Here is a 26,760-nt window from a genome sequence, read left to right as displayed (position 1 = left end):
CAAATTATATGCCAATAAAAAAACTGCTAAATTCTAATGTTTTAAAAAAACCATGTTAGTATTGGGATAATAATCTATCCCATTTAATCGAATATCTAACCCATTAATTATTTGAAGATGACGCAGCAATATGTCCCTTTTCTGTTAAAACAGTACCATTCCTTCCGGCAGTAGATGTTACTAGTCCAAGAGACTTAGCAGTATTGAGCAAACTCCTAATCTGGCTTTCTGTAAGCTTTATATTCTCCTTTTCAGCAAGCTCTGATAGATGTCGCCTGCCACACCCGTTTGAATTCATCAGCTTGTTTAAAATCCATATCATTTCATCTCCTAGAACTTCCTGTATCAATGATTTGTTAGGATTTATCGAATTATTTAAAACGTATTCAGGAAGATGCGTTATATTTAATTTCATTCCTTCTTCACTGCCTATAATATATAAATATTCCATTGCATTCTCTAATTGTCTAATATTCCCCGGCCAATCATAATCATATAACGCTTTAATAGCGTCCTTGTTTATAAATTGATTAATATCAGTAATCTTTCCTTTGCTGTACATACTCAAAAAATGATTTGATAAAATCAAAATATCGGATTTTCTTTCCCTTAAACTTGGCATTCTCAATGGTAAAACATTCAATCTATAATATAGGTCAGACCTGAAATTCCCCTTATTTATTTCCCGAACTAAATCTTTATTTGTTGCTGCTATTATTCTTACATTTATGGGGATTTCTTTAGTTCCGCCAATTCTTCTTATTTGCCTCTCCTGAATAACCCTCAATAGTGTACACTGAAAGTCTAAAGAAGCATCCCCTATTTCATCGAGAAAAATAGTTCCTCCATGAGCTTCTTCGAAAAGACCTCTTTTCCCACTTCTTATTGCTCCGGTAAAAGATCCTCCTTCGTATCCGAAAAGCTCGGACTCTATAAGGTTTGTTGGCATAGCTGCAAAATTTACGGGTACAAAAGGTTCACTTGCACGTTTTGAAGCAGAATGAATAGCCTGAGCAAATAGTTCTTTACCTGTACCATTCTCTCCTTGAATCAAAATCGTAGAATCTGTATTAGCAAAAATTTTCGCCCTTTTTATTAGCTCCTCCATGCTGTTTGCTTCATATATAATGTCCTTGAAAGTATAATGGTCGGTTCTTATAGCTTTTCTAGTTGTTAATCTCCTAATTATATGCTCATTTTTTTCTATTTCTTCACTTTTCTCAAAAGTATAAATAATCCCATCCTCACTGTCTCTTCCTTCTATTACATTGGAAGTAACAAATAGCGTATTGCCACCTATTGAAACAATTTCATCCTTATCATTGTCTTTATCATCACTTATTGACAAATTGGGAAGTACATCTTTTATATTTTTCCCTATAATATCTTTTTCTCCAGCTCCCAAAAGATCATACATAACCTTATTGCTTACAATGATATTCCCATTATTCCTCACATACAATATTGCTTTAGGTAAACAATTCGCTACTGTATTTAACCTATTCCCAATTATTTTCATTTCCTTTGCATCATCATTTATTTGGTTTAATAATCCAATTATTTCATTTAAATAATGAGAGGATAGATTATCTCCTAATACTTCTATTAATCCCAGCCGCTTCGCTATATCCGCCAATGTAGTGATATCTAGTTGTCTCGTTCCTATGTCAATTATTTTTTTAGCTTCGTAAGGCAGCAAACGTGGTTCTCCTACTGTAACCGCAATATCCAGCTTTGGATATGAGTCAACCCCGGGATAATAAGGATAATATTTGATATAGTTGACCCCAAGCGCCTTTAGTTGTGCTATTGCTTGGTATGTTGTTTCTTCCCTATCATTTACTAATAGAACTTCGCTTGCCCTAGGAAGATCCAATAATTCCTGTATATGCTTATGATGTATTACTCTTCTGCCTATGATATAATCCAACCCTTTATCTATTAAAACCTGTATCCTGTCATTTATTATACTTGGAGATGATAATACAACAAGAGAACTCGAAATATCAAAATCTAAATCGTCACTAAAACAATATGGTTCAACTTTGATATATTTACCGAAAATATTTCTACATTGAATGGCTAAGTTAATTGCAGTTGTCTTTCCCGGGCTTAACACTATTAGTCTTTCCATCGGCATGCCTCCTTAAAAATCTAATGAAGTTTATTCATGATTTTATTTTGTAAATATACCAAAAAAGATAGCCAAAGCTATCCTTTTTATAAACTGCGGATTGCATTTTTATCTATCTCTTTCTTTTCCTAGACGGTGCTATATGAATGGCAGCATCGTCTAATCCTAAGGTAGCTTCAAAGAAACTTTCCGACAGAGTGGGGTGGGCGTGAATTGTTCTCATTATAGCATTTGCATCCATATCATTTGCCATAGCAAGTGTACCTTCGTGGATTAAATCATTGGCATGGGGACCCAATATGTGCACACCAAGGATTTTATTATCATCCCTACCTGCCAATATCTTTATGAATCCGTCTTCTTGTCCCAGTGATAGCGCCTTTCCATTTGCTCCAAACATAAACTTACTTGATTTATATGGAGTTTCCTCAATCTTTAGCTGCTCCTCGGTAAATCCTACCTGAGCGACTTCATTTAAAGTAAATACACATGCAGGATAGACATCTAAATTTATATCCGGAGAATGTCCCATTATTTTCTCCGCCACATATACTCCTTGTGCTGAAGCCACATGCGCAAGTTGTATGCCTTTGCTATTTACATCCCCTATGGCATATATTCCCTCTACAGTAGTTTCAAAGTCATCATCGACCTTTATTCCTCTGCTTGAATATTCTATACCTATACCATCCAGATTTAATCCTTTTATTAGCGGAGCCCTTCCCGATGCTATAAGAACATAGTCTCCGGATGCTTCAATTTCTTCGTCTTTTTCTTTATATTTCGCAACTACTTTTAATTTATCGCCATCCTCGATTATTTCCTTTGCTCTAATATTTACATAAACATCAATACCTTGTTTCTTTAGAAGAGGCGTTAACCGTCTTGAAATTTCTTTGTCTGCATCTTTCAATATTCTAGATGCTAACAGGATAACCTGTGAACCCAGTTCTTGATAAATACTTGCAAATTCAAGACCTATAACTCCTCCACCTACAACTATCAGAGTTTTGGGAATCTCCTCCATCTCCAACAATTCATCAGAGGTGATAACACGAGGTAAGTCTACTCCCTTCGTTTCCGTCATTTGTGGGGTTGAACCTGTGGCTATAATTATATTGTCAACTTGCACTTCTCTATTACCACCGGCTATTAATTCTACAGAAACAGTATTTTTATCTTTTATCATTGCAGTTCCGGGTATGAATTCAATGTTTTTATAGGAAGAGATAAGCTTTTCTATGCCTGTTACAAGAGTATTTACGATTCTTTTTTTTCTTCTTTGAAGTACTTTCCCATCCATTCTAAATCCATCTACTTCAATGCCAAATTCATTTGATCTTTTTAAATCTGACATTATTTCTGCACTTTTGAAATAAGTTTTAGTAGGGATACAGCCTCTATTGAGGCATGTTCCCCCTACTTCTCTATTCTCAATTAAATATATTTCTGCGTCAAGTTGTGCAAGCCTTATAGCTGCAACATAACCGCCCGGTCCTGCACCTATTATGGCTATTTTTTTTGTCAAATACTACACCTACCTTTCGTATTTCACTATAGGATTCCTTGCCGCCTTGGTTTCATCAGGTCTTCTTACTATAGTGTTGTGAGGTGCTGTTTTTAGCAATTCAGGATTTTCTTCTGCTTCTTTTGCAATCCGTATCATAGCATCTGCAAACATATCCAAAGTCTCTTTACTCTCCGTTTCAGTTGGCTCAATCATTATAGCTTGATTGATTATCAACGGGAAATACATTGTAGGTGGATGGAATCCATAATCCAACAATCGCTTCGCCACATCCATGGATGTAACTTCGCTTAGTGTATCTTTTAATCCGCCTAATACAAATTCGTGTTTATAAATTGTATCTATTGGAAGATAATAATGTTCTTTAAGTCTGCTCAATAAATAATTTGAATTGAGTACTGCTATCTCTGAAGCTTTCTTCAATCCGTCACTACCCATTGTCAATATATAGGTATATGCTCTGACTAAAATGCCGAAATGCCCATAAAAATCTTTTACCTTGCCTATAGATTTAGGATAATTGTAATCAAGGTAATATCTATCACCATCTTTTTCTACAAGCGGCACCGGTAAATATTGGACTAAATCCTTCTTAACTCCTACAGGTCCTGAACCCGGTCCTCCACCGCCATGCGGGGTTGAAAATGTCTTGTGAATATTGAAGTGAACTACGTCAAACCCCATGTCTCCGGGCCTTGCATGACCAAGTATTGCATTGGCATTTGCGCCGTCGTAATATAATAACCCACCTGCTTCGTGAACCAAATCGGCTATTTCTTTAATGTTTCTATCTGAAATACCTAAGGTATTTGGATTTGTGAGCATAAGTCCGGCTATATCATCACCCAATACAGCTTTTAATGCTTCCAAATCGACTAATCCCTCTTCGGTGGATTTGATTTCAACTATAGAATATCCTGCCATAACTGCCGTAGCAGGATTGGTTCCATGGGCAGAGTCCGGAACTATGATCTTATTTCTTTTAAAGTCCCCTCTGTTTTCATGGTAAGCTTTAATTATCATAACCCCTGTAACTTCCCCATGAGCCCCTGCAGCAGGCTGCAATGTCATTCTATCCATGCCCGCAATTTCACAAAATGATTTTCCCAATTCATACATTAACTGCAGTGAGCCCTGTATGCAATTTTCAGATTGATACGGATGTATATTTGTAAACCCATCCAGAGATGCTATATCTTCATTTATCTTAGGATTATATTTCATAGTACAGGATCCTAATGGATAAAAGCCTGTATCAACGCCATAATTTTTAGATGATAAATTTGTATAGTGCCTTACCACATCTACTTCACTTAATTCAGGGAAGTCAAGTTCTTCTTCACTTAAATATTCTTCGGGTATTATATCCTCTAAATTGACATCTTCTACATCAAGAGGCGGTAATCTATAAGCTTTTTGTCCCTCATGCGATAATTCAAATATTAGCTTATCATACATATTATATCCCCTCCAATACACGAGTTAACTTATCAATTTCTTCTTTGGTCCTCTTCTCAGTAACAGCATATAAAACAGCATTTTTAAGTTGGGGATAATCTATTTCTAAGTGATAACCACCCGTTATCATTTCGTTCTCCAATTCCGTTGTAATAGTTTTAGCATCCAGCCCTGAGGTAACGGCAAATTCTTTGAAGAACGGTTTATCGAATAATGGTTTAAATTTACCTGATTTAATGATTTGTTCATAAGCATAGTGTGCTTTTTTAGCGCTTTGCGCAGCAACCTCCTTTATCCCTTCTTTTCCTAAGGTTACCATGTATATAGTTGCTCTTAAGGCATTTAATCCTTGATTAGAGCAAATGTTGGAAGTAGCTTTCTCTCGTCGTATATGCTGCTCTCTTGCTGTAAGGGTCAGGACATAGGATCTCTTACCATCAACATCTGTGGTTTCTCCTACAATTCTGCCGGGCAACTTTCTCATATATGATTTTTTTGCTGCCATAAATCCTAAGTATGGACCTCCAAAGCTTACAGGAATACCCATTCCCTGTGCTTCCCCAACAACTATATCAACATCCAATTCTCCCGGTTTTTTAAGTATACCTAAGGAAATAGGATCTACAGATGCAACAAAACTTGCCTTTTTTATTTTATGTGTTATTTCCGCAGCCTTTTTTAAATCTTCTATTATCCCAAAGAAATTTGGACTTTGAATTATTACAGCCGCAGTATTGTCATTTATCTTATTTTCTAACTCTTCTAAATCCGTAACTCCATCTTTCATATCAACTTCAACGACTTTTAAGCTTTGAGCATGTGCATATGTCTTTAAGATTTTCCTTGCATCCGGTTTTACCGTTTTAGAAATGATTATTTCATCTTTGCGTGCAATATTTGCAGCCATTATCGCCGCTTCTACTACTGCTGTTCCTCCATCATATAATGATGCATTCGCAACATCCATACCTGTAAGATTGCATATCAAAGTCTGGAATTCAAATATATATTGTAATGTTCCTTGACTTATTTCAGCTTGATACGGTGTATAAGAAGTATAAAATTCACTTCTGGAAACAAGATGATCTATTATAGAAGGAATATAGTGGTCATAAGCTCCGGCTCCAAGAAAACTTATCATATCACTTTGAGAGCAATTCTTCTTTGCAAGTGATGATAGGTATGAAAATACCTCCAATTCGCTCTTTGATTTAGGCAAATTCAGCTCCCTATTAAGTTGTACTTCCTTTGGGATATCGGCAAATAATTCCTCTATGCTGTTTAAGCCTATACTCTCAAGCATCTGTTTTTCATCATCCGTAGTTATAGGAATATAAGGATACATGATTATTCCTCCTCAGCTAATAATTTTTCATATTCCTCACTCGTCATTAATTCATCAATTTGAGATCTATCATTTACCTCGAATTTTGCTATCCAATTTTCATAAGGGTCAGAATTAAGTAATGCAGGATCGTCTATCAACGCTTCATTAACCGCTATTACTTTACCGCTTAATGGAAGATAAACATCTGAAGCCGCTTTAACGGATTCTACTGCTGAAAAAGCTTCTTCTTTATCAAATTCATCATCGATTTCCGGTAATTCTACATAAACTATATCACCAAGATTATGCTGTGCAAAATCCGTAATACCTATATAAGCTTCTCCTCCTTCAATTTTAACCCACTCATGATCATTAGTATAATATAAATCTTTTAATACTTTCATCGTAGACCCTCCTATTTATATTTATTTTTTTAAAAATTTTCTATCAATTATTTTAGCCTTTACATATTTGTTTCTTATTTTGATATCTATTTGCTCTCCAAGTTTTGCGTATCTAATATCAATTAATGCATTCCCTATATTCTTTTTAAGAGTCGGACTTAAGTATCCTGTTGTTACATGCCCAATTCGCTCTCCGTCTTTATAAACTTCATATCCTTCTCTAGGTATACCTCGTTCTGTTAATTCAAAGCCTACCAATTTTCTTTTCATTCCATCGTTATAATATTTATTTAATGCTTCCTTACCTATAAAATTGGAACCTTTTTTGAGCTTTACAAAAAATTTAAAATCCCCTTCTAATGGATTAATATCTTGAGATATTTCATGCCCGTATAAAGGTAGTGCTGCTTCAAATCTCAATGTATCTCTACAGCCCAACCCTGTAGGTTTTATCCCTTCTTCTTTTCCTGATTCCATGATATCTTTCCAGACCTTTACTATGCCTTGATTATCGGTATAGATTTCAAATCCGTCTTCACCTGTATATCCTGTTCTGGATATCAGACACTTAACTCCATTTATGTCTACATCGTTTGCAAGATGAAAAAATTTTACGTCATTTAAATCATAATTAGTTAATTTTTGAAGAATTTTTTGAGCCAATGGGCCTTGAAGTGCAACCTCTCCAATTTCATCTGATATATTATCTATTGCTACGTCAAATTTCCCTTTTTGTTTCAAAATCCAGTCAAAGTCCTTGCAGACGTTAGCAGCATTTACTACTAATAGATAATCTTCATCACCAAACTTATATACCAGCAAATCATCTACTACCCCTCCAGTCTCGTATGCCATAAAAGTATAGATGATTTGTGCGTCAACCATTTTGGAGATGTCATTTGTTAGTAGAAAATCAAGAAATTTTGTCGATTCCTTTCCGGTAACTTTAATTTCCCCCATATGAGACACGTCAAAAAGTCCGGCTGTATTTCTTACTGCTTCGTGTTCTACAACAAGGCCTTGACCCTCATATTGGACAGGAAGTGCCCAACCTGCATAATCGACAATTTTTCCCCCTAATCTTAGATGTTCGTCGTATAAAGGGGTTTTTTTTGCATCCATTTCACCACTCCTTTCATATTTTATGTTATAATCTTATTATAATTATAACACCAATACTACTGGTATTCTACCCAATAATTCGTTTGTAAATCAATAGTATTTATTAATAGATATTATTTGTTAGACAAATAGCGTTTGTTAAATAAATAACTATGATTGTATTTTCATTATACTTTAGGAGGGGAATTAATGCAATATCGCTACATAACAAAGGACAAATTAAAAGTATCCCAATTAGGATTTGGAACTATGAGATTTCCAATTATTAATAATGACTCTTCATTAATAGATGAAGACAAAACCAAGGAAATGTTTGATTATGCAATTGAAAATGGTGTAAACTATATAGATACTGCCTACAATTATCATCAAGGCAAATCTGAAACCTTTATTGGAAAATATCTCAAGAACGGTTTAAGGGAAAAAGTCTATTTGACTACTAAACTTCCCGTATGGTTGGTTGAAACCTATGATGATTTTGAAAGACTTTTAGATGAACAATTGGAAAAACTTCAAACTGATTACATTGACTTTTATCTTTTACATTCTCTTCATGAAAAACCTTGGAGAAAAATAGCTGATTTGAATGTTTTTAAGTTTTTAAAAGAGGCAAAGGAGAAGGGAAAAATCAAATATGTTGGTTTTTCATTCCATGATGAATTCTCGTTATTTAAAGGGATTGTAGACTCCTTTGATTGGGATATATGTCAAATTCAATTGAACTATCTTGATAGGGATTATCAAGCCGGATTAAAGGGTCTATCCTATGCTAAAGAAAAAGATATTTCAGTAGTTATCATGGAACCTATAAAGGGTGGAAAGTTAGCAGATCCACCAAATGATATCCTAAAGATTTGGGATGCAAATGAGATTAAGCGTAGTCCGGCAGAATGGGCATTGAGATGGCTATATAACTTAGATGATATATCAATCGTTCTAAGCGGTATGTCTACTATGGAACAGGTAATGGAAAATATTGAAACTGCCAGCACTGCAACATCCCTAACTCATAAGGAAACGAAACTTATTGATAAGGTTACAGCTGTATATAAGGATAAGGTAAAGGTAGGATGTACAGGATGTGAATACTGTCTGCCTTGTCCATCAAATGTATCCATCCCAAATATTTTTGCATTATATAACGATATGTTTGTTTACGGAACTGTAAACGAATCAAAAGAAAGCTATAAAAAACTTATTGAATTGGAAAAGGCTGTTAATAACTGTGTTGAATGCGGTGCTTGTGAGGATATCTGCCCACAACACCTAAATGTAATAGAATTATTGAAAGAAGCGGAAAAAGCAATGATTTAAATCATGGACGGCAAATGCCGTCCATTGTTATAAACTTTCTTTTTGACTGAAATATTTCATTATACCTGCATAAATCGACCATGCAATTTTTTCTTGATATTCCGATGTATTTAAGAGCATTTCTTCTTCAGGATTTGATAAAAACCCTGCTTCTATCAATACGGACGGGATTTTAGCTTCTTTTAATAAATATACATCATCCCTATGGGAAGGCTGTCTGTTGTTTTCTTTATCCAGAATATTTTTGAGCTCATCTTGTATTACGTATGCCAATTTTTTACTTTCCTCTAGCTCCTCATTATAAAAGGTTTGTGCCCCATAGTACTTATGCTGTGTAAAGCTATTAAGATGAATAGTTACAAATATATCACAGTCAGATTCTTCAATTATCTCTTTTCTTCTTTTCAAATCCTCAATTTTCATCTCTTTTAAGGTTGTTGAATTCTCGGAATACAACCCTTTGTCAGTATCCCTTGTCAATATTGCAATTCCACCGCTATGTTCTATAAATCTTTTTAATTTCAAGGCAATTTTTAAATTTATATCATCTTCTTTTATCCCGCCTTTTGATACAGCTCCCGGATCTACTCCACCATGACCCGGATCTATACCTATTACCTTATTTGTAATTGGAAGATAAATGGGTTCAGCCTTATTGTATTCTTTAAATTTAAAAAAGATAAATACACATACTATAATGAACAATAATAATAGCACCAGAGTATACAATACTTTTGTACTCATATAAATAATTTTCATAATAGACCACCTCTATTTTATTTATATGAGGAAAAAATAAAAAAAGCACCGTGTTCTATGCTCAACCCAATTTAAACCAACATGATTATAGTTGATAATGCAAGTTAAGAACCAAATTCCATCCTAATAAACTCACCATGACCTATAGGTGTATCTTTTTCATATATTCCCTTTACCTTAAATCCTGCCCTTTTATAGCATTTAATTGCTCTCTCATTGAAAGAACGTACTTCCAAAGCAATTTTTTTATTTGGATACAACTCTCTACATTGCTGTTTCACTATCTTCATTATTGTATTTCCTAATCCTTGTCCACATAGCGACGGCTTTAGCCCAACTCCAATTAAGATATATTCATCTTTTTTCTGTAGCCTTATATAGCCACATAAATTATTATAATCATCAACAACAGCAGAAAATTCCTTTTTTCTTTTTTCTTCTATAGTAATAGCCCATTTCTCATCAAATGCTTTATCCCATTCGGGGTAATTATATATAGAATATTCACCATCATACTTCCAATCACAAATTTCTTTTGCATATAGTTCTGTAAATTCTACTAACATTAATTTCATTACAAGCACCTCTAATAATTCATTTTAATATCAATTCCTATATCATCACAAAACTCTTTTAAAACATCGGTCAAAGAGTTTTCCTTTGTGGCAAATAAATATAATCCCCTATCATCATATAGATAGAATATGCAACCTGTATTTATATCAATTATAAATATGGACGAACTTAAATCTAGTTCTCCACCGATATCTGATACGATTATTCCCTTAAATAATTCCTTGGTAGATATATTCCCTGTTCGGTAGATTCTTCTCTTCCTATTTAAACTTCCATCTTCTAAATACGGATACTGGTCGCTTAAATCAAAATGTACCCTGTATCTGGATTTTAATTGAAATATACTACTTTCCATTATATAAAGTTAATTCTTTACTATCTTGGTTAGGGATTTAATTGTAATTTATATCAATATTAGTATAATTAAAACAGGATGCAAAATCAAACTAAATAAATTAATTGGATGTTTTAATCAAAAATAAAGAGCCACATCGCTGTGACTCTTTTTCTTGATTTTCTTCCTCGTTTATCTCTTGCTAAATTGTGGTGCTCTTCTAGCCTTCTTAAGACCATATTTCTTTCTTTCTTTCATTCTTGAATCCCTAGTTAAAAATCCTGCTTTTTTAAGTATCGGTCGCAAACTTTCGTCATATTCAAGCAATGCCCTTGCTAAACCGTGTCTAACTGCTCCTGCTTGACCTGTAAAGCCTCCACCTTCTACCTTAACAAGAACATCAAATTTATCTAAAGTCTCAGTTAGTACTAGAGGTTCTCTTGCTATAACTCTTAAAGTTTCATAATCAAAATATTCTTCTATATCTCTTTTATTAATAGTCATCTTCCCATTACCGGGGATCAATCTAACTCTTGCTACAGAAGTTTTACGTCTTCCCGTTCCTGCATATTGTGCTATAGCCAACTTTCGTCCTCCTTTCTTCATCCAATTAGAATTCATATATTTCAGGCATTTGAGCTTCGTGCTTGTGCTCTGGTCCACTATATACTTTCAGTTTTTTGATCATATTTCTACCAAGGCTGCTCTTTGGTAACATTCCTTTTACAGCCAATTCAATGATTTTTTCAGGTTTTGATTCAATTAAGTCCTTGTATGGAATCTGTTTTAATCCTCCCGGGTAACCGGTATGATAAGAGTAATTCTTTTGCTCTAATTTTCTTCCTGTCAGTTTAATTTTTTCCGCATTTATAATAATAACATAATCTCCAGTATCAACATGAGGAGTATATGTGGGTTTGTTTTTTCCACTCAAAATAGTAGCTACTTCTGTCGCAAGTCTTCCTAATACCTTGCCTTCAGCATCTATAACATACCATTTTCTTTCAAGTTCTTCCGTTTTTGCCATAAAGCTTTTCATCATTTTCCCTCCCTATAACAGACGTTTAGGTGTATAATAAAAAAGTTTCCGGGTCCTTTTTAAAACACTCTAATATATTCTAATACAAGTAATTATCAATGTCAAGCCGAAAATTCAATCATAAAATACTCTTTCCAAAAATAATCCTTGAGGTGGAGCAGTATGCCCTGCCGCTTTTCGATTTTTTGCTTCCAATATATTTACTATATCATCCCTGTTTCTTTTCCCAAGTCCAATCTCCACCAAAGTCCCAACTATTATTCTAACCATATTTCTTAAAAAACTATCTCCATCAATTGAAATCTCAACAAAGTCTTTATTTTTTTCTATGCTGATTGCATTTATAGTTCGGATAGAACTTCTAACTACAGCCTTCGAGCTCTTAAAAGAATTAAAATCATGAGTCCCAAGGAGATATTTAGATGCAATGCGCATATCTTCCAGGTTTAGTTCTTTCCTAATATGATAAGAAAAGTTTCTGTATAATGCCTTTGGCATTTTCCCATTATATACTAAATATTTATATTTCTTATGAGTCGCGCTAAATCTAGAATGGAAATCCTCATCTACCTCTTTAGAATCAATAATCGTTATATCCCCCGGTAATTTTGTATTCAAAACATATTTAAAACTATATCCCGGTATATCCGAATTTGTAAAAAAATTTGCTACCTGATATAAAGCATGAACTCTTGCATCCGTACGTCCCGAGCCAATTAATTTTATCCTTTCCCCTTCTATGGATTGAATCGCTTCTTCAATTATTCGTTGAACAGAAATTGCATTTTCTTGATATTGCCACCCTGAATAATTGGTGCCTTCATACTCTATTATAAGCATTATATTTCTCATCATAAAACTTAAATATACCTCGTAGATATTATAAAACCAAAAAATGCTATCTGAGATAAGAGTATGGCAATATCATAATTTTTCAATTTCAATTCATTTAATCTGGTTCTATTATCTCCACCTCTATAGCATCTTGCTTCCATTGCTGTTGCAAGTTCATCCGCTCTTCTAAACGCATTGATGAAAAGAGGTACCAAGAGGGGGACTAAATTTTTTGCTCTGTTTAATATATTTCCGGATTCAAAATCAGCGCCTCTTGCCATCTGCGCTTTCATTATCTTATCGGTTTCTTCCAACAATGTAGGTATAAACCTTAAAGCAATAGTCATCATCATTGCTAGCTCATGAGCAGGCAGACCTATTATCTTAAACGGTGACAATAATTTTTCAATGCCATCAGTTAATGCAATAGGAGATGTTGTCAATGTCAATAAAGATGTCCCTGTTATTAGAAACACCAGCCTTAATGCCATAAAAACAGCCATTGATATTCCTTCTTTAGTTACTGTTAGCGGACCAATAGTGAACAAAACTTCACCTTTAGTCATAAATATATTTATAAAAAGAGTTATCAATATAATAAAATACAAAGGTTTCAATCCTTTTAATATAAATTTTATAGGCAATTTAGCAATTTTAATTACAATTCCAATAAATAGAAGAATTAATATATATGGATAAAAGCTATTTATAAAAAATAAGGAAGCTATAAATAAACCTATAATAATAATCTTCACTCTAGGATCCAATTTATGAATAATGGTATCACCCGGAAAATATTGACCTATTGTTATATCCCTAAGCATTTTTATTTCTCCTTAAATACTTCAATATTTCTTCTTTGGCTTCTTCAACTGTCAATATATCATCCCGGACATCATTCCCTTTGGATTTGAATTCTCTCATGAAAGAGGTGATTTGAGGAATTCCAAGCCCAATTTCTTCTAATTCTGATGCCTTTTTGAATACTTCTCGGGTTTCATCATTTATAATTATTTTACCTTCATGCATGACAAGTATTCGATTTGATAACTTAGCAACATCCTCCATACTATGGGAAACCAAAATTATAGTTATGCCTTCTTTTAAATATAGTTTTCTTATCTCATCTAAAATTTCATCTCTGCCACTTGGATCTAAACCTGCGGTTGGCTCATCAAGTATCAACAACTTTGGCTTCATGGCTATAACTCCTGCAATAGCAACCCTTCTCTTTTGACCTCCACTCAATTCAAAAGGTGATCTATCCTTCAAAGTATCGTAATCCAGTCCAACCAGTTCCATTGAACTTTTGACGCGTTGTTTAAGTTCTTCATCTTTTAATCCTAGATTTTTAGGTCCAAAGGCTATGTCTTTGTATACAGTTTCTTCAAACAATTGATGTTCCGGGTATTGAAATACTAACCCGACTTTTTGTCTAATCTCCCTTAAATTCGCATCTTTATCATAAATATTTATTCCATCAACAATAATACTGCCTGAAGTTGATTTCATAATGCCGTTTAAATGTTGTACTAATGTGGATTTGCCGGATCCTGTATGTCCGATAAGTCCTATAAAATCTCCTTCATCTATTTGCAAATTTATATTATCCAACGCCTTTTTTTCAAATGGAGTATTGGGATTATATATATAGCTTAAATTATTAATCTTAACTAGCATAATAAGTCAACCAACTCCTCTATAGATAATACATCATTCCTAATATCAATTCCCTCTTTACGCAGCTCATAAGCCAACTCCGTCACTTGGGGAACATCCAACCCAAGTTCTTTCACCTTCTCAACTTGTCTGAATATTTCTTTTGGAGTGCCCTCTAATGCTATTTCACCATCGGACATAACTAAAATTCTATCTGCTTTAACCGCTTCATCCATATAATGAGTTATCAATACTATAGTTTTACCTTCATCTTTGTTCAATTTCTTTATTGTTCCCATGACTTCTTTTCTTCCATTGGGATCCAGCATAGCAGTCGGTTCATCAAAGATTATACATTCAGGATTCATTGAAAGAATCCCTGCTATTGCAACTCTTTGTTTTTGCCCTCCGGACAATAGATAAGGGGCATGATGTTTGTATTCTAACATTTCAACTGTTGAAAGTGCTTCATCTACTCTTTTTCTTATTTCCTTAGGCGGAACTCCCAGGTTTTCAGGACCAAATGCCACATCTTCTTCTACTATAGTTGCAACTATCTGATTATCCGGATTTTGAAATACCATACCGGCTTTTGACCTTATATCCCATATTTTATCTTCATCTTTTGTATTCATTCCTGATACGTACACTTCTCCTCTTGTAGGCAATAGAAGTCCATTCATCATTTTGGCAAGAGTGGATTTCCCGGAGCCATTGTGCCCCAGGATAACTAAAAATTCGCCTTTTTTCACTTCTATACTTAAATCCTTAACAGCGGTTTGAACACTATCATCTATATTGGATTTGTATTCATAGGTTACTTTATCAGTTTTTATCATTATATCATCCATATTTTGTACCCCATCTTTTTTATTTCCATAAAACACTATAACATATAGGTACACTTATTTCAATTCACAATTCACAATTCACAATTCACAATTCACAATTGTTACGGTCGAGCTTTATGGTCTTAAAAACAATTTACTCATAAACCATTTGCCAAGAAATAAGAGTGAAGAATCGTGCATTGCAAATTGTGAATTAGTTTTAACTGCTCTTAAGTTAAAACTAAAGGGACTAAGCTCAAACTTAATCCCCAACCCTTTATACTAATTCTAATATTGCCATTTCAGCGCCGTCACCACGACGAGGACCAACTCTTAAAACTCTTGTGTAGCCACCGTTTCTGTCAGCGTATTTAGGTCCGATTTCATCAAATAACTTCTTTACTACATCTTCATCATACACATATGCTAATACTTGACGCCTAGCATGCAAATCTCCTCTTTTGGCAAGAGTTATCATTTTATCTGTCATTCTCTTTGTTTCTTTTGCTCTAGTAACTGTAGTTTCAATCCTACCGGTTCTTAAAACAGAAGTAACTTGATTTCTTAGCATAGCTTTTCTATGAGCTGTAGGACGACCAAGTTTTCTTAATGTTGTCACATTTATCCCTCCTTGCAACCAGATTACTCATCACTTCTTTTAAGACTTAACCCTAATTCAGCAAGCTTTCTTTGCACTTCCTCAAGGGATTTCTTTCCAAGATTTCTTACTTTCATCATGTCTTCTTCAGTCTTTTGGGTTAATTCCTCTACTGTATTAATTGCTGCACGTTTTAAGCAATTATAACTCCTTACAGAAAGGTCTAATTCTTCAACAGTCATCTCAAGAACTTTCTCTTTTTTATCTTCTTCTTTTTCTACCATTATTTCTACGTCATTAACATGCTCAGTTAACCCAATAAAAAGATTTAAGTGCTCTGTAAGTATTTTTGCTCCTAATGAAGTAGCTTCATCTGCATTCATAGTTCCATTTGTCCAAACTTCAAGTACAAGCTTATCATAGTCTGTAATTTGACCTACTCTGGTGTTTTCAACGCTAAAGTTTACCTTGTTAACAGGGGTAAAAGAAGAATCTATAGGAATTACTCCAATTGGTTGCCCTTCCTTCTTATTCTTTTCAGATACAACATACCCTCTACCCTTTACAAGTTCCATTTCTACATATAGCCTGCCATCTTCATTAACTGTAGCTATATAATGATCTTTATTAACAATTTCAACATCAAGTCCGGTGATTATGTCACCAGCTGTAACAACTTTAGGTCCTACTACATCAATAAGCAATGTAACAGGCTCTTCAGAATATGATTTAGAAGCAATTCCCTTAATGTTTAGGATGATTTCTGGAACATCTTCCAGTACTCCTGGAACAGTGGAAAATTCGTGAAGTACTCCTTGAATTTTGATATTTGATACAGCTGCTCCCGGTAAGGAAGAGAGCAACACTCTTCTTAAAGAATTTCCAAGAGTAGTACCATATCCTCTTTCAAGTGGTTCTACAACGAATTTGCCATAATTTCCTTCTTCATTCAATTCTAAAATTTCTATTCTAGGTTTTTCAATTTCTATCATTAATACAAACCCTCCTTGATTTTTTAATTATTAAAGGACGAGGGCAACTGATATTGTTATATATATTATTTGGAATATAACTCAACGATTAAGTGTTCTTCTACTGGAATATCTATATCTTCCCTTGTTGGTTCAGCGACAATAGTTCCCTTTAAAGCATCTAAATCTATATTTAACCATGGAACAATATTTCCATTATGGTTTTCCACTAATGATTTAAATTTCTCACTATTTCTGCTTCTATCTTTAACTTGGATTACATCTCCGACCGTAGTTAGAAGCGATGGGATATCTGTTTTGACACCGTTTAGGAGAAAATGTCCATGAGTAACCAATTGTCTAGCTTCGGCTCTTGATGATGCCAAACCCATTCTATATACAACATTGTCTAACCTTAATTCCAGTATCTTTAGTAAATTCTCACCTGTGATACCTCGCATTTTATCAGCCATATTAAAATATTTAGTCATTTGAGACTCTGAAATCCCATAGAATCTACGAACTTTTTGTTTTTCTCTTAACTGCAAACCATATTCTGTAACCTTTTTCCTTGATTGTCCGTGTTGACCAGGTGCAAAATTTCTTTTTGCTATAGCACATTTATCTGTATAACATCTATCGCCTTTAAGAAATAATTTTTGACCTTCTCTACGGCACAATCTACAACTGGGTCCTGTATATCTTGCCATTTTTTTGCACCTCCTATTAAACTCTTCTACGTTTTGGTGGTCTACAACCGTTATGTGGGATTGGAGTAACATCCTTAATCATATTTACTTCTAATCCTGCAGCTTGTAATGACCTTATAGCAGCTTCTCTGCCTGAACCGGGTCCTTTAACGTAAACTTCCACAGTCTTTAATCCATGTTCCATTGCTTTCTTAGCTGCTTCTTCAGCTGCTTGTTGTGCTGCAAAAGGAGTAGATTTTCTGGAACCTCTAAATCCTAGTTGACCAGCACTTGCCCATGAAAGAACATTCCCTTGTAAATCTGTTAATGTAACCATGGTATTGTTAAAAGATGAAGAAATATGAGCTTGACCTCTATCAATGTTTTTACGCTCTCTTCTTTTTACACGAGTTGCTTTGCCTTTTTTTGCTACCATCTAACCTCCTCCTTTCCTATTTTTTCTTAGTAATTGCTCTTTTAGGGCCTTTCCTAGTTCTTGCATTGGTCTTAGTTCTTTGACCTCTAACCGGGAGTCCCCTTCTATGTCTTATTCCTCTATAACAATTTATCTCTTTTAATCTCTTAATATTTAAAGCTATATCTCTTCTTAAATCACCTTCAACATGATAAGTATCAATAACAGCTCTTAAATTAGATACTTCTGTTTCAGTTAAATCCCTAACTCTTGTATTGGGATCAACTCCTGCTTTCTTTAGAATCTCATTGGATCTTGATCTTCCTATGCCAAAAATATAAGTAAGTCCAATTTCAACCCTTTTATCTCTTGGTAAGTCTACGCCTGCTATCCTCGCCATTAAAGTCTACACCTCCTAAAATCTTCATCTCACTTAATATATCCATTAACCTTGTCTTTGTTTGTGCTTTGGATTTTCACAGATAACCATTACTTTTCCATGTCTTTTAATGATTTTACATTTCTCGCACATCTTTTTAACAGATGGTCTAATCTTCATTTAAATCCCTCCTATACTACTTGTTTCGCCAAGTAATCCTTCCTCGTGTCAAATCGTAGGGCGATAGTTCAACTGTTACTTTATCTCCAGGAAGTATCCTTATATAGTTCATACGAAGTTTCCCAGAAATATGGGCTAAAATTTCGTGACCATTCTCAAGCCTTACTTTAAATATGGCATTAGGTAAAGCATCTGCAACTGTACCTTCTACTTCAATAACATCTTTTTTAGCCATTAGGTTTTCGAACCTCCTGTTCAAACAATTTTAGAAACTTTTATTGAAAGGTTCTAACAATTTTCTAACGTACGCATTATTAATCTTAATTTTTGAATCAAGTTTTAGTTTGAATTCCGGTAAAACAGTATTATATATAATTAAATGTTTAACCTTCTTTAACTTAGGATTATCTAGTTTTCTTAAGTCCCCATCGACTACCAAAACATATTGGTCATCGACTACCCCAAGAACTAAAAATATCCTACCTTTATCTCGGCCAGCTCTTGACTTAACCACTTGACCAATGGCTATGTCACTAGTTGAATCCATTAAATTCACCTCTTTATGGACCTTTATGATGTCTTTTGACATATTAACTCTCAAGTTCATCAAGTATGGAATTGGTGATCTCATCTATTGATTTAGTTCCGTCTATATCAAGTAATAGTCCTTTTTTTTGATAATAATCAATTAAAGGCTGTGTTTGCTCATGATATACATCAATACGTGTTCTAACAGTTTCTTCATTATCATCATCTCTTTGATATAGTCGAGATCCATCCAAATCACAAATACCTTCTACCTTAGGGGGATTGTATTTTATATGATAGGTTGCTCCGCATTCTTTACATATTCTTCTGCCCATAGCTCTTTCAATTAATACATCCCTATCTGCTTGAATATTGACAACTCCATTTAATTTTATACCCATAGCTTTTAGTTCAGAATCTAAGGCTTCAGCTTGTTTAACATTTCTAGGAAAACCATCTAATAAAAATCCATTTTTACAATCGTCTTCTTTAAGCCTATCCCTAACTATTAAAACAACCAATTCATCTGGTACTAACAAACCTTTATCTATATAAGATTTAGACTCAATGCCAAGTTTAGTACCATTTTTTATATTTAATCTTAAAATATCCCCAGTTGAAATATGTGGAATTTTATATCTTTCAACTATAGCTGATGCTTGAGTACCTTTCCCAGCTCCCGGAGGTCCTAGTAGTACCAATCTCATGCTATTTCATCTCCTATAGCTTATTTTAAAAATCCTTTATAATGTCTCATTAACATTTGTGCTTCTATCTGTTTTACTGTTTCAAGAGCAACTCCAACTACAATTATAATTGCAGTTCCACCAAAGCTAATGTTCATATCAAATATCTTCGATAAAATAATTGGTAATAAGGTCAATACCGCTAGAGATAAACCACCTACAAATACTATTCTATTGACTACCTTAGTCAAATAATCGGATGTAGGTCTTCCAGGTCTAATCCCCGGTATGAAACCTCCATTTTGTTGCAAATTCTTCGCATATTCTACAGTATTAAATTGAATAGCTGTATAAAAATATGTGAAAAACATAATCAAAACTACATTTAATATCGAGTAAATCCAAATACCAACTGATCCTTGTGGAGTTAAATACTTAGTAATGAATGTTGAAACTCCACCTTTTGAAAATAGTGCAATAGTCTGTGGTAATGCAAGTAATGATGAAGCAAATATTACCGGCATAACTCCTGCCATTGACACTTTAATAGGTATATGAGTACTTTGACCACCATACATTTTTCTACCTACTACCCTTTTGGCGTATTGTACAACTACTCTTCTTTCAGCTTCTTGTAAAGCTACGACAACTGTAATTATCCCTAAGAATACCACGCCAAATATCAATAATTTAACTATATTTAGCTTCCCTATCATTGCTAACTTAATCATATTGAAAACACTGCTAGGCAGTCTAGATATAATACCTACAAAGATTATTAGGGAAATACCATTGCCTATACCCTTTTCAGTGATGAGATCCCCTAACCACATTAAAAATGCTGTACCAGCTACCATAGAAATTATTACTATTGATCTTTGAAGCACACCTTCTGCTTCCAAAGCAGGTTTAAATAAGCCAAAGGTAAACCCAATTGCCTGAATCAATGCTAAAGCAATAGCTGCATACCTAGTATATTTATTTATCTTCTTTCTGCCTTCTTCTCCTTCTTTAGCCAGCTCTTCTAATTTAGGTATAGCTATAGTTAAGAGTTGAATAACAATTGAAGCCGTAATATATGGCCCTATTCCGGTTGCAAAAACACTTAAGTCACTCATATTTCCACCGCTGATTAAGTCTAATAACTGAAATATGCCGCCTTCTCCACCGCTAAAAAAACTAGCGATAATTTTTTTGTTCATATAGGGTACTGGTATAGCTGAACCCAATCTAAATACCAATAACATAAGAATTGTAAATATAATCTTTTTTCTAATCTCTGGTATTTTCCATGCATTTTTCAAGGTTGACAACATCTATATCACCTCAACCCTTCCTCCAGCAGCTTCAATCTTTTCTGCTGCAGTTTTACTAAATTTCTGTGCTTTAACAGTAAGTTTGACTGCTAATTCTCCATCTCCGAGAATCTTAATGCCGTCCTTGGCTTTTCCTTTCTTTACTACGCCTTCACTAAATAGTAATTCAGGAGTAACCACTGTATTATCAGCAAATTTATTCAAATCATCTATATTAATAATCGCATATTCTTTTGCATATATATTTGTAAAACCACGCTTCGGTAGTCTTCTGAACAAAGGCATTTGGCCACCTTCAAAACCCGGTCTAACACCTCCGCCGGATCTTGCATTTTGACCTTTATGTCCTTTACCTGATGTCTTTCCAAGACCAGATCCGATTCCTCTTCCAAGTCTCTTTCTTGCCTTAGAGCCTCCACCTTCATTTGGTCTTAAATCATGTAATTTCATTGGTACACCTCCCTTTAATTTAGTCTATAACTTCAACCATATAGTCTACTTGATGTATCATGCCTCTAATTTGAGGGGTATCATTCATTTCAACTACTTGGCCAATCTTTCTTAATCCAAGAGCTTTTATTGTTTTCCTATGGGTTTCAGGTTTCCCTATTGGACTTTTAACCAATTTGATTTTGATTGTAGCCATCTTTATCCCCCCTAGCCTAAAATTTCATCCACTGATTTGCCTCTTAATCTAGCAACGTCCTCAGCTCTTTTTAATCCCTTGAGTGCTTCCATTGTAGCATTTACTACGTTTCTAGGATTGTTAGTTCCTAAAGATTTAGTTCTTATGTCTCTTATTCCTACAAGCTCGCATACAGCACGCACCGCTCCACCTGCAATAACTCCGGTACCTTCCTTTGATGGCTTAAGCAGTACTCTGCCTGCTCCATAAATTCCGGTAATTTCATGTGGTATTGTAGTCCCAACTAGGGGAACTTCGATAACATGCTTTTTAGCATCTTGAATAGCCTTCCTAATAGCTTCAGGTACCTCTAATGCTTTAGCCATACCAACACCAACGTGTCCGTTTCCATCTCCAACTACAACAAGTGCACTAAATCTAAAGTTTCTACCGCCCTTAACTACTTTAGTAACTCTATTTATATTAACGACTCTTTCTTGCAAATCTAATTCACTTGCATCAATATATGAACGTTCCATTTATTCCCCTCCTTCTATTAGAATTTAAGTCCTGCTTCTCTTGCACCGTCAGCAAGTTCTTTAACTCTTCCGTGATATAAATATCCGCCTCTATCAAAGACAACTTCTTCAATGCCTTTATCCAAAGCTTTTTTAGCAATTAAATTCCCAACAGCTCTAGCAGCTTCCTTGTTATTAGTAGAAGAAAGGTTTAATCCTTTATCCAGAGTGGAAGCTTGAGTTAATGTATGAGCTTTTGCATCATCTATTATTTGAGCATATATATGGTTCCCACTTCTAAAGATATTGAGTCTAGGTCTTTCAGGAGTTCCATATACTTTTTTCCTTACTCTTTCATGCCTTGCTTTTCTATTTTCATTTTTATTTACCTTCTTAAGCATATATTCTCACTCCTTTCTACTTACCGGTCTTACCAACCTTACGTCTGACAACTTCATTTGAATACCTAATACCCTTGCCTTTATATGGTTCCGGTTTTCTAAAATCTCTAATCTTTGCTGCATAACTTCCAACTTGTTGTTTGCTGATTCCTTTTACAACAATTTTATTTGGTTCCGGTACTTCTACTTCAATATTTTTTGGATCAACCAGTTCTATCGGATGAGAATATCCCATAGTCAACACCAGTTTATTTCCTTGTTTTGCAGCTCTGTATCCTGTTCCTTCAATTACTAATGATTTTGAGTAACCTTCTGTAACTCCTATAATCATATTAGAAATTAATGTCCTTGATAGACCATGTAAGGATTTATATCTTTTAATATCTGATGGTCTATCAACTGTTAGTATACCACCTTCTATTTTAATATCCATATCTGGATTAATACGCTCGGATAATTGACCTTTAGGTCCTTTAACTTCAACAATATTGTCATTGTCAACTTTGATTTCAACACCACTTGGAATGGTAATTGGTTTTAATCCTATTCTTGACATGAGTGCACCTCCAATCCTTTTCTAGTCCTTTTACCATACATAACAAATTACTTCTCCACCCACCATTTGTTTTCTTGCGTCTTTATCAGTCATTATTCCTTTTGATGTGGATAGAATTGCAATTCCAAGACCACCTAATACCCTTGGAATCTCATCGTTTTTTACATAAACTCTTAATCCCGGTTTGGAAATTCTTTTGATTCCGCTGATTACTTTTTCATTGTGATTTCCATATTTAAGGTCAATTCTAATTATACCTTGTTTTTCATCATCTATAATATCAAATCCTTTAATAAATCCTTCATCCAACAGGATTTGAGCTAATTCTTTTTTAATATTTGAAGCAGGAATATCAACTGATTCGTGCTTTGCATTATTCCCATTTCTAATTCTGGTTAACATATCTGCAATTGGGTCAGTCATCATAATAACAGCTACCTCCTTTCATAACGTATACTCTACCAGCTTGCTTTTTTTACTCCGGGGATTTGACCCTTATATGCTAATTCTCTAAAACAAATACGACATATGCCATATTTCCTTAAATATGCATGAGGTCTTCCACATATTTTGCATCTATTGTATTCTCTAGTGCTAAACTTTTGTTTCCTTTGTTGCTTAGCTATCATAGATTTTTTTGCCAAAATTTATTCCCTCCTTCTTTACTTTTTAAAGGGCATTCCCATTTTTTCAAGGAATACTTTAGCTTCTTCATCAGTCTTAGCAGTCGTAACAATTATTATATCAAGCCCTCTTATGGACTCAACCTTATCGTATTCAATTTCAGGAAAAATTAATTGTTCTTTAATTCCTAATGCATAATTCCCTCTGCCATCAAAAGAAGTATCGCTAACCCCTCTAAAATCTCGAACTCTAGGTAAAGCAATATTCATTAATTTATCTAAAAAGTCGTACATTCTTTCTCCTCTAAGAGTAACCTTTGTACCTACTTTCATTCCTTCACGTATTTTAAAGTTAGCTATTGATTTTTTTGCTCTAGTAATAACAGGCCTTTGCCCTGTAATTGTTTCCAATTCACCTACGGCAGCTTCAAGAACTTTTGGATTGTCTTTAGCTTCTCCAACTCCCATATTAATTACAACTTTCTCTAATCTGGGAACTTCCATAATATTTTCATACTGAAATCTTTCCAGTAAAGCAGGTATAACTTCATTATTATATTTTTCTTTTAATCTGGAAGCCATTCCTTTACCTCCTCTCATATCATAAATGTCTATTTATCTAATACTTCTCCGCATTTTTTGCATACTCTTACCTTTTTACCATCTGATAAGAACTTATGACCAATTCTAACGCCCGTTTTATCCTTTTCACAATAATACATCACCTTGGACACATTGATAGGCCCTTCGTATTTAACAATGCCTCCCGGTTGAGTTGGCCCCATAGTTTTTTTATGCTTTGTAATCATATTTACGCCTTCAACGATTACTCTGTTTTCTTTTGGTAAAGCAACCAAGACCTTACCCGTTTTCCCTTTGTCTTTTCCAGATATAACTACAACAGTATCTCCACTCTTTACATGCATAATTTACACCTCCTTGTTATAGTACTTCCGGTGCTAGGGATATAATTTTCATAAAGTTTCCTTTTCTCAATTCCCTAGTTACAGGTCCAAATATACGTGTTCCAGCCGGGTTCTTATCATCCTTTATTATTACAGCAGCATTATCATCAAATCTAATATAGGAACCGTCATTTCTTCTAATTCCGGATTTAGTTCTAACCACAACAGCTTTAACTACATCACCTTTTTTAACAACCCCACCAGGTGTTGCACTTTTAACCGTACAAATTACTATATCTCCAACACTTGCATATTTCTTATTAGTTCCACCAAGCACTCTGATAACCAATACTTCTTTCGCGCCCGAATTATCAGCTACCCTCATACGACTCTCTGTTTGAATCATCTAGAATACCTCCTCCCTAGTTCAAAGGACTATTTTGCCTTTTCTATAATACTTGTAACTCTCCATCTTTTATCTTTACTAAGTGGTCTAGTTTCCATTATTTTAACTACGTCACCAATACCACATGCATTTTCTTCATCATGAGCTTTAAATTTTGTAGTCTTCCTAATTTGCTTTTTATATAAAGGATGTGTTACAAAAGTTTCAATTGCAACAACAACTGTTTTATCCATTTTATTGCTTACAACCGTACCGATTCTAACCTTGCGATTTCCTCTTTCCATTCAGGACTAAACCTCCTTTCCTATACCTAGTTCTCGTTCTCTGATGATAGTTTTAATTCTAGCTATATCTTTTCTGACTTCATTTATTCTCAAGGGGTTATCTAATTGACCTGTAGCCATTTGAAATCTCAAGTTAAATAATTCCGCTTTTAACTCCATTAATTTTTCATTTAACTCTTTTTCTGACATTAAGCGAATATCTTTAGCTTTCATTAGCTTCACCACCCTTTTCTTGTGCTTCTTCACGAGTTACAAATTTAGTTTTTATGGATAATTTGTGAGCAGCTAATCTCATAGCTTCTCTGGCATCCTCTTCAGAGACACCACCCATTTCAAATAAAATTCTGCCCGGTTTAACTACAGCCACCCAATATTCCGGAGATCCTTTACCGGAACCCATACGAGTTTCTGCAGGTTTTTCTGTGACAGGTTTGTCTGGAAATATTTTTATCCAAACATTTCCGCCTCTTTTGATATATCTTGTCATAGCACGTCTTGCTGCCTCTATTTGATTGGAAGTAATCCAAGCCGGTTCTAATGCTTGTAAACCAAATTCACCATAAGTAATTGTATTACCGCGATGTGCTTGACCTTTCATTCTTCCTCTATGAACTCTACGATATTTAACTCTCTTAGGCATTAACATTTTTACTTTTCCTCCTTCCTACAGCATTAGGTTATTCTTCTATTGTTCTAGGCTCTTCTACTTGTTTCTCCTTTTTAGTAGGAAGAACTTCTCCTTTATAAAGCCATACTTTAACGCCAAGCTTACCATAAGTTGTATTAGCTTCTGCAAAACCATAATCAATATCCGCTCTTAAAGTTTGTAGTGGAATAGTGCCTTCACTGTATCCTTCAGTTCTAGCCATATCTGCTCCGCCCAATCTTCCTGATACAGAAGTTTTTATTCCCTTGCCGCCTGCTCTCATAGTTCTTTGAATTGCTTGTTTCATAGCTCTTCTAAAGGTAACTCTTCTCTCTAATTGTGATGCAATATTTTCAGCAACAAGTTGAGCATCTAATTCCGGAACCTTTATTTCTTCTACATTTATTACAACATTTTTCTTTGTTAATTTCTCAATATCAAGTCTTAATTCTTCAACACCTGCACCGCCTCTACCTATAACCATCCCTGGTTTAGCAGTGTATACAGTAACTTTTATTTTATTTGCAGCTCTTTCTATTTCAATTTTTGAAATTCCAGAGATAAATAATTTCTTTTTAACATATTCACGAATATTATAATCTTCTATAAGAAACTCATTAAAAGACTTTTTGTCCGCATACCATTTTGAATCCCAGTCCTTAATTATACCTACTCTTAATCCATGTGGGTTAACCTTTTGGCCCATAAACTATCCC

General features: G+C 34.4%; 40 protein-coding genes. 1 reads left to right on the top strand and 39 read right to left on the bottom strand.

All coding sequences use genetic code 11. From position 1 onward, the window contains the following. Positions 1-103: 103 nt before the first annotated feature. The 6 genes from H8707_RS08030 to gcvT all read right to left on the bottom strand — a co-directional run bounded on the left by H8707_RS08030 (position 104) and on the right by gcvT (position 7,973). A complete protein-coding gene (locus H8707_RS08030; RefSeq protein ID WP_262429622.1) occupies positions 104-2,134 on the bottom strand; it encodes a sigma-54 interaction domain-containing protein in 2,031 nt (676 codons plus the stop codon). Between the two features lie 112 nt (positions 2,135-2,246). Then, positions 2,247-3,662: a dihydrolipoyl dehydrogenase gene (gene lpdA / locus H8707_RS08025; RefSeq protein WP_262429621.1), complete on the bottom strand. Its 1,416-nt coding sequence runs from the start codon at positions 3,660-3,662 to the stop codon at positions 2,247-2,249. 9 nt (positions 3,663-3,671) lie between these two features. Then, positions 3,672-5,120, bottom strand: a complete 1,449-nt coding sequence (gcvPB, locus tag H8707_RS08020; RefSeq protein ID WP_262429620.1) for an aminomethyl-transferring glycine dehydrogenase subunit GcvPB — start codon at positions 5,118-5,120, stop codon at positions 3,672-3,674. A 1-nt stretch (position 5,121) separates the two neighbouring features. Then, positions 5,122-6,465: an aminomethyl-transferring glycine dehydrogenase subunit GcvPA gene (gene gcvPA / locus H8707_RS08015; protein ID WP_316699625.1), complete on the bottom strand. Its 1,344-nt coding sequence runs from the start codon at positions 6,463-6,465 to the stop codon at positions 5,122-5,124. A gap of 2 nt (positions 6,466-6,467) precedes the next feature. Further along, on the bottom strand, positions 6,468-6,851 hold the full coding sequence (gene gcvH, locus H8707_RS08010; RefSeq protein WP_262429619.1) for a glycine cleavage system protein GcvH: 384 nt from the start codon (positions 6,849-6,851) through the stop codon (positions 6,468-6,470). Positions 6,852-6,872: 21 nt separating this feature from the next. Further along, on the bottom strand, positions 6,873-7,973 hold the full coding sequence (gene gcvT / locus H8707_RS08005) for a glycine cleavage system aminomethyltransferase GcvT (protein ID WP_262429618.1): 1,101 nt from the start codon (positions 7,971-7,973) through the stop codon (positions 6,873-6,875). 189 nt (positions 7,974-8,162) lie between these two features. Between gcvT and H8707_RS08000 the strand changes: the two genes are divergently transcribed. Continuing rightward, a complete protein-coding gene (locus H8707_RS08000) occupies positions 8,163-9,287 on the top strand; it encodes an aldo/keto reductase (protein ID WP_262429617.1) in 1,125 nt (374 codons plus the stop codon). Between the two features lie 27 nt (positions 9,288-9,314). Here the strand turns inward: H8707_RS08000 and cwlD are convergent, their stop codons facing one another. The 33 genes from cwlD to rpsC form a co-directional block, all read right to left on the bottom strand. Next, the gene (cwlD, locus tag H8707_RS07995; protein WP_262429616.1) at positions 9,315-10,046 is read right to left on the bottom strand and encodes an N-acetylmuramoyl-L-alanine amidase CwlD; all 732 of its coding nucleotides are present in this window, start codon (positions 10,044-10,046) and stop codon (positions 9,315-9,317) included. A gap of 104 nt (positions 10,047-10,150) precedes the next feature. Then, positions 10,151-10,621: a GNAT family N-acetyltransferase gene (locus H8707_RS07990; protein ID WP_262429615.1), complete on the bottom strand. Its 471-nt coding sequence runs from the start codon at positions 10,619-10,621 to the stop codon at positions 10,151-10,153. A gap of 11 nt (positions 10,622-10,632) precedes the next feature. Then, positions 10,633-10,977 (bottom strand): DUF3885 domain-containing protein, encoded by a 345-nt coding sequence (locus tag H8707_RS07985; protein WP_262429614.1) that lies wholly within the window; start codon positions 10,975-10,977, stop codon positions 10,633-10,635. Between the two features lie 171 nt (positions 10,978-11,148). Next, entirely contained in the window at positions 11,149-11,562 is a 414-nt protein-coding gene (gene rpsI, locus H8707_RS07980; protein WP_394354650.1) for a 30S ribosomal protein S9, read from the bottom strand. A 4-nt stretch (positions 11,563-11,566) separates the two neighbouring features. Further along, positions 11,567-11,995, bottom strand: a complete 429-nt coding sequence (rplM, locus tag H8707_RS07975; RefSeq protein ID WP_262429612.1) for a 50S ribosomal protein L13 — start codon at positions 11,993-11,995, stop codon at positions 11,567-11,569. Between the two features lie 114 nt (positions 11,996-12,109). Next, the gene (gene truA / locus H8707_RS07970; RefSeq protein ID WP_262429611.1) at positions 12,110-12,850 is read right to left on the bottom strand and encodes a tRNA pseudouridine(38-40) synthase TruA; all 741 of its coding nucleotides are present in this window, start codon (positions 12,848-12,850) and stop codon (positions 12,110-12,112) included. A gap of 5 nt (positions 12,851-12,855) precedes the next feature. Continuing rightward, positions 12,856-13,653, bottom strand: coding sequence for an energy-coupling factor transporter transmembrane component T family protein (locus tag H8707_RS07965; protein WP_262429610.1), 798 nt, complete (start codon positions 13,651-13,653; stop codon positions 12,856-12,858). Then, positions 13,646-14,509, bottom strand: a complete 864-nt coding sequence (locus H8707_RS07960; protein ID WP_394354649.1) for an energy-coupling factor transporter ATPase — start codon at positions 14,507-14,509, stop codon at positions 13,646-13,648. The genes H8707_RS07965 and H8707_RS07960 overlap by 8 nt, the downstream gene beginning before the upstream one ends. Beyond that, positions 14,503-15,327, bottom strand: a complete 825-nt coding sequence (locus H8707_RS07955; RefSeq protein WP_394354653.1) for an energy-coupling factor transporter ATPase — start codon at positions 15,325-15,327, stop codon at positions 14,503-14,505. The genes H8707_RS07960 and H8707_RS07955 overlap by 7 nt, the downstream gene beginning before the upstream one ends. Before the next feature lie 268 nt (positions 15,328-15,595). After that, the gene (gene rplQ, locus H8707_RS07950; protein WP_262429608.1) at positions 15,596-15,937 is read right to left on the bottom strand and encodes a 50S ribosomal protein L17; all 342 of its coding nucleotides are present in this window, start codon (positions 15,935-15,937) and stop codon (positions 15,596-15,598) included. 23 nt (positions 15,938-15,960) lie between these two features. Then, positions 15,961-16,908: a DNA-directed RNA polymerase subunit alpha gene (locus tag H8707_RS07945; protein WP_262429607.1), complete on the bottom strand. Its 948-nt coding sequence runs from the start codon at positions 16,906-16,908 to the stop codon at positions 15,961-15,963. 65 nt (positions 16,909-16,973) lie between these two features. Then, a complete protein-coding gene (gene rpsD / locus H8707_RS07940) occupies positions 16,974-17,597 on the bottom strand; it encodes a 30S ribosomal protein S4 (protein ID WP_262429606.1) in 624 nt (207 codons plus the stop codon). Positions 17,598-17,613: 16 nt separating this feature from the next. Further along, a complete protein-coding gene (gene rpsK / locus H8707_RS07935) occupies positions 17,614-18,012 on the bottom strand; it encodes a 30S ribosomal protein S11 (protein ID WP_262429605.1) in 399 nt (132 codons plus the stop codon). A gap of 16 nt (positions 18,013-18,028) precedes the next feature. Further along, positions 18,029-18,391, bottom strand: a complete 363-nt coding sequence (gene rpsM / locus H8707_RS07930) for a 30S ribosomal protein S13 (protein WP_262429604.1) — start codon at positions 18,389-18,391, stop codon at positions 18,029-18,031. A 45-nt stretch (positions 18,392-18,436) separates the two neighbouring features. Continuing rightward, positions 18,437-18,550: a 50S ribosomal protein L36 gene (gene rpmJ / locus H8707_RS07925; protein WP_262429603.1), complete on the bottom strand. Its 114-nt coding sequence runs from the start codon at positions 18,548-18,550 to the stop codon at positions 18,437-18,439. 16 nt (positions 18,551-18,566) lie between these two features. Next, positions 18,567-18,785, bottom strand: a complete 219-nt coding sequence (infA, locus tag H8707_RS07920) for a translation initiation factor IF-1 (RefSeq protein ID WP_262429602.1) — start codon at positions 18,783-18,785, stop codon at positions 18,567-18,569. Between the two features lie 30 nt (positions 18,786-18,815). After that, a complete protein-coding gene (locus H8707_RS07915) occupies positions 18,816-19,097 on the bottom strand; it encodes a KOW domain-containing RNA-binding protein (RefSeq protein WP_262429601.1) in 282 nt (93 codons plus the stop codon). Between the two features lie 43 nt (positions 19,098-19,140). Continuing rightward, complete coding sequence (locus H8707_RS07910; RefSeq protein ID WP_262429600.1) at positions 19,141-19,785, bottom strand: adenylate kinase; 645 nt, start codon at positions 19,783-19,785, stop codon at positions 19,141-19,143. A 20-nt stretch (positions 19,786-19,805) separates the two neighbouring features. Further along, positions 19,806-21,080, bottom strand: a complete 1,275-nt coding sequence (gene secY / locus H8707_RS07905; protein ID WP_262429599.1) for a preprotein translocase subunit SecY — start codon at positions 21,078-21,080, stop codon at positions 19,806-19,808. Beyond that, positions 21,081-21,530, bottom strand: coding sequence for a 50S ribosomal protein L15 (gene rplO / locus H8707_RS07900; protein ID WP_262429598.1), 450 nt, complete (start codon positions 21,528-21,530; stop codon positions 21,081-21,083). 19 nt (positions 21,531-21,549) lie between these two features. Then, the gene (gene rpmD, locus H8707_RS07895; RefSeq protein WP_262429597.1) at positions 21,550-21,726 is read right to left on the bottom strand and encodes a 50S ribosomal protein L30; all 177 of its coding nucleotides are present in this window, start codon (positions 21,724-21,726) and stop codon (positions 21,550-21,552) included. Between the two features lie 11 nt (positions 21,727-21,737). Then, positions 21,738-22,244 (bottom strand): 30S ribosomal protein S5, encoded by a 507-nt coding sequence (gene rpsE, locus H8707_RS07890; RefSeq protein WP_262429596.1) that lies wholly within the window; start codon positions 22,242-22,244, stop codon positions 21,738-21,740. A gap of 17 nt (positions 22,245-22,261) precedes the next feature. Next, the gene (rplR, locus tag H8707_RS07885) at positions 22,262-22,624 is read right to left on the bottom strand and encodes a 50S ribosomal protein L18 (RefSeq protein ID WP_262429595.1); all 363 of its coding nucleotides are present in this window, start codon (positions 22,622-22,624) and stop codon (positions 22,262-22,264) included. Positions 22,625-22,640: 16 nt separating this feature from the next. Next, the gene (gene rplF, locus H8707_RS07880) at positions 22,641-23,180 is read right to left on the bottom strand and encodes a 50S ribosomal protein L6 (RefSeq protein ID WP_262429594.1); all 540 of its coding nucleotides are present in this window, start codon (positions 23,178-23,180) and stop codon (positions 22,641-22,643) included. A 30-nt stretch (positions 23,181-23,210) separates the two neighbouring features. After that, positions 23,211-23,606 (bottom strand): 30S ribosomal protein S8, encoded by a 396-nt coding sequence (gene rpsH / locus H8707_RS07875; RefSeq protein WP_262429593.1) that lies wholly within the window; start codon positions 23,604-23,606, stop codon positions 23,211-23,213. A 32-nt stretch (positions 23,607-23,638) separates the two neighbouring features. Next, on the bottom strand, positions 23,639-23,824 hold the full coding sequence (locus H8707_RS07870; protein WP_262429592.1) for a type Z 30S ribosomal protein S14: 186 nt from the start codon (positions 23,822-23,824) through the stop codon (positions 23,639-23,641). Positions 23,825-23,842: 18 nt separating this feature from the next. After that, on the bottom strand, positions 23,843-24,385 hold the full coding sequence (gene rplE, locus H8707_RS07865; RefSeq protein ID WP_262429591.1) for a 50S ribosomal protein L5: 543 nt from the start codon (positions 24,383-24,385) through the stop codon (positions 23,843-23,845). Between the two features lie 29 nt (positions 24,386-24,414). Then, a complete protein-coding gene (gene rplX / locus H8707_RS07860; protein ID WP_262429590.1) occupies positions 24,415-24,729 on the bottom strand; it encodes a 50S ribosomal protein L24 in 315 nt (104 codons plus the stop codon). 16 nt (positions 24,730-24,745) lie between these two features. Next, entirely contained in the window at positions 24,746-25,114 is a 369-nt protein-coding gene (gene rplN, locus H8707_RS07855) for a 50S ribosomal protein L14 (RefSeq protein WP_262429589.1), read from the bottom strand. Positions 25,115-25,143: 29 nt separating this feature from the next. Further along, positions 25,144-25,398, bottom strand: coding sequence for a 30S ribosomal protein S17 (gene rpsQ / locus H8707_RS07850; RefSeq protein WP_262429588.1), 255 nt, complete (start codon positions 25,396-25,398; stop codon positions 25,144-25,146). A gap of 6 nt (positions 25,399-25,404) precedes the next feature. Beyond that, the gene (gene rpmC, locus H8707_RS07845; protein WP_262429587.1) at positions 25,405-25,611 is read right to left on the bottom strand and encodes a 50S ribosomal protein L29; all 207 of its coding nucleotides are present in this window, start codon (positions 25,609-25,611) and stop codon (positions 25,405-25,407) included. Next, a complete protein-coding gene (rplP, locus tag H8707_RS07840) occupies positions 25,601-26,044 on the bottom strand; it encodes a 50S ribosomal protein L16 (protein WP_262429586.1) in 444 nt (147 codons plus the stop codon). The genes rpmC and rplP overlap by 11 nt, the downstream gene beginning before the upstream one ends. 31 nt (positions 26,045-26,075) lie before the next feature. Then, positions 26,076-26,750, bottom strand: a complete 675-nt coding sequence (rpsC, locus tag H8707_RS07835) for a 30S ribosomal protein S3 (RefSeq protein ID WP_262429585.1) — start codon at positions 26,748-26,750, stop codon at positions 26,076-26,078. Positions 26,751-26,760: the final 10 nt, after the last annotated feature.

Origin of the sequence: Paratissierella segnis, from assembly GCF_014385195.1 — a bacterium.
In the GTDB taxonomy this organism is placed as follows: Bacteria; Bacillota; Clostridia; order Tissierellales; family Tissierellaceae; genus Paratissierella; species Paratissierella segnis.
This window is presented reverse-complemented; position numbering and strand designations above follow the sequence as displayed.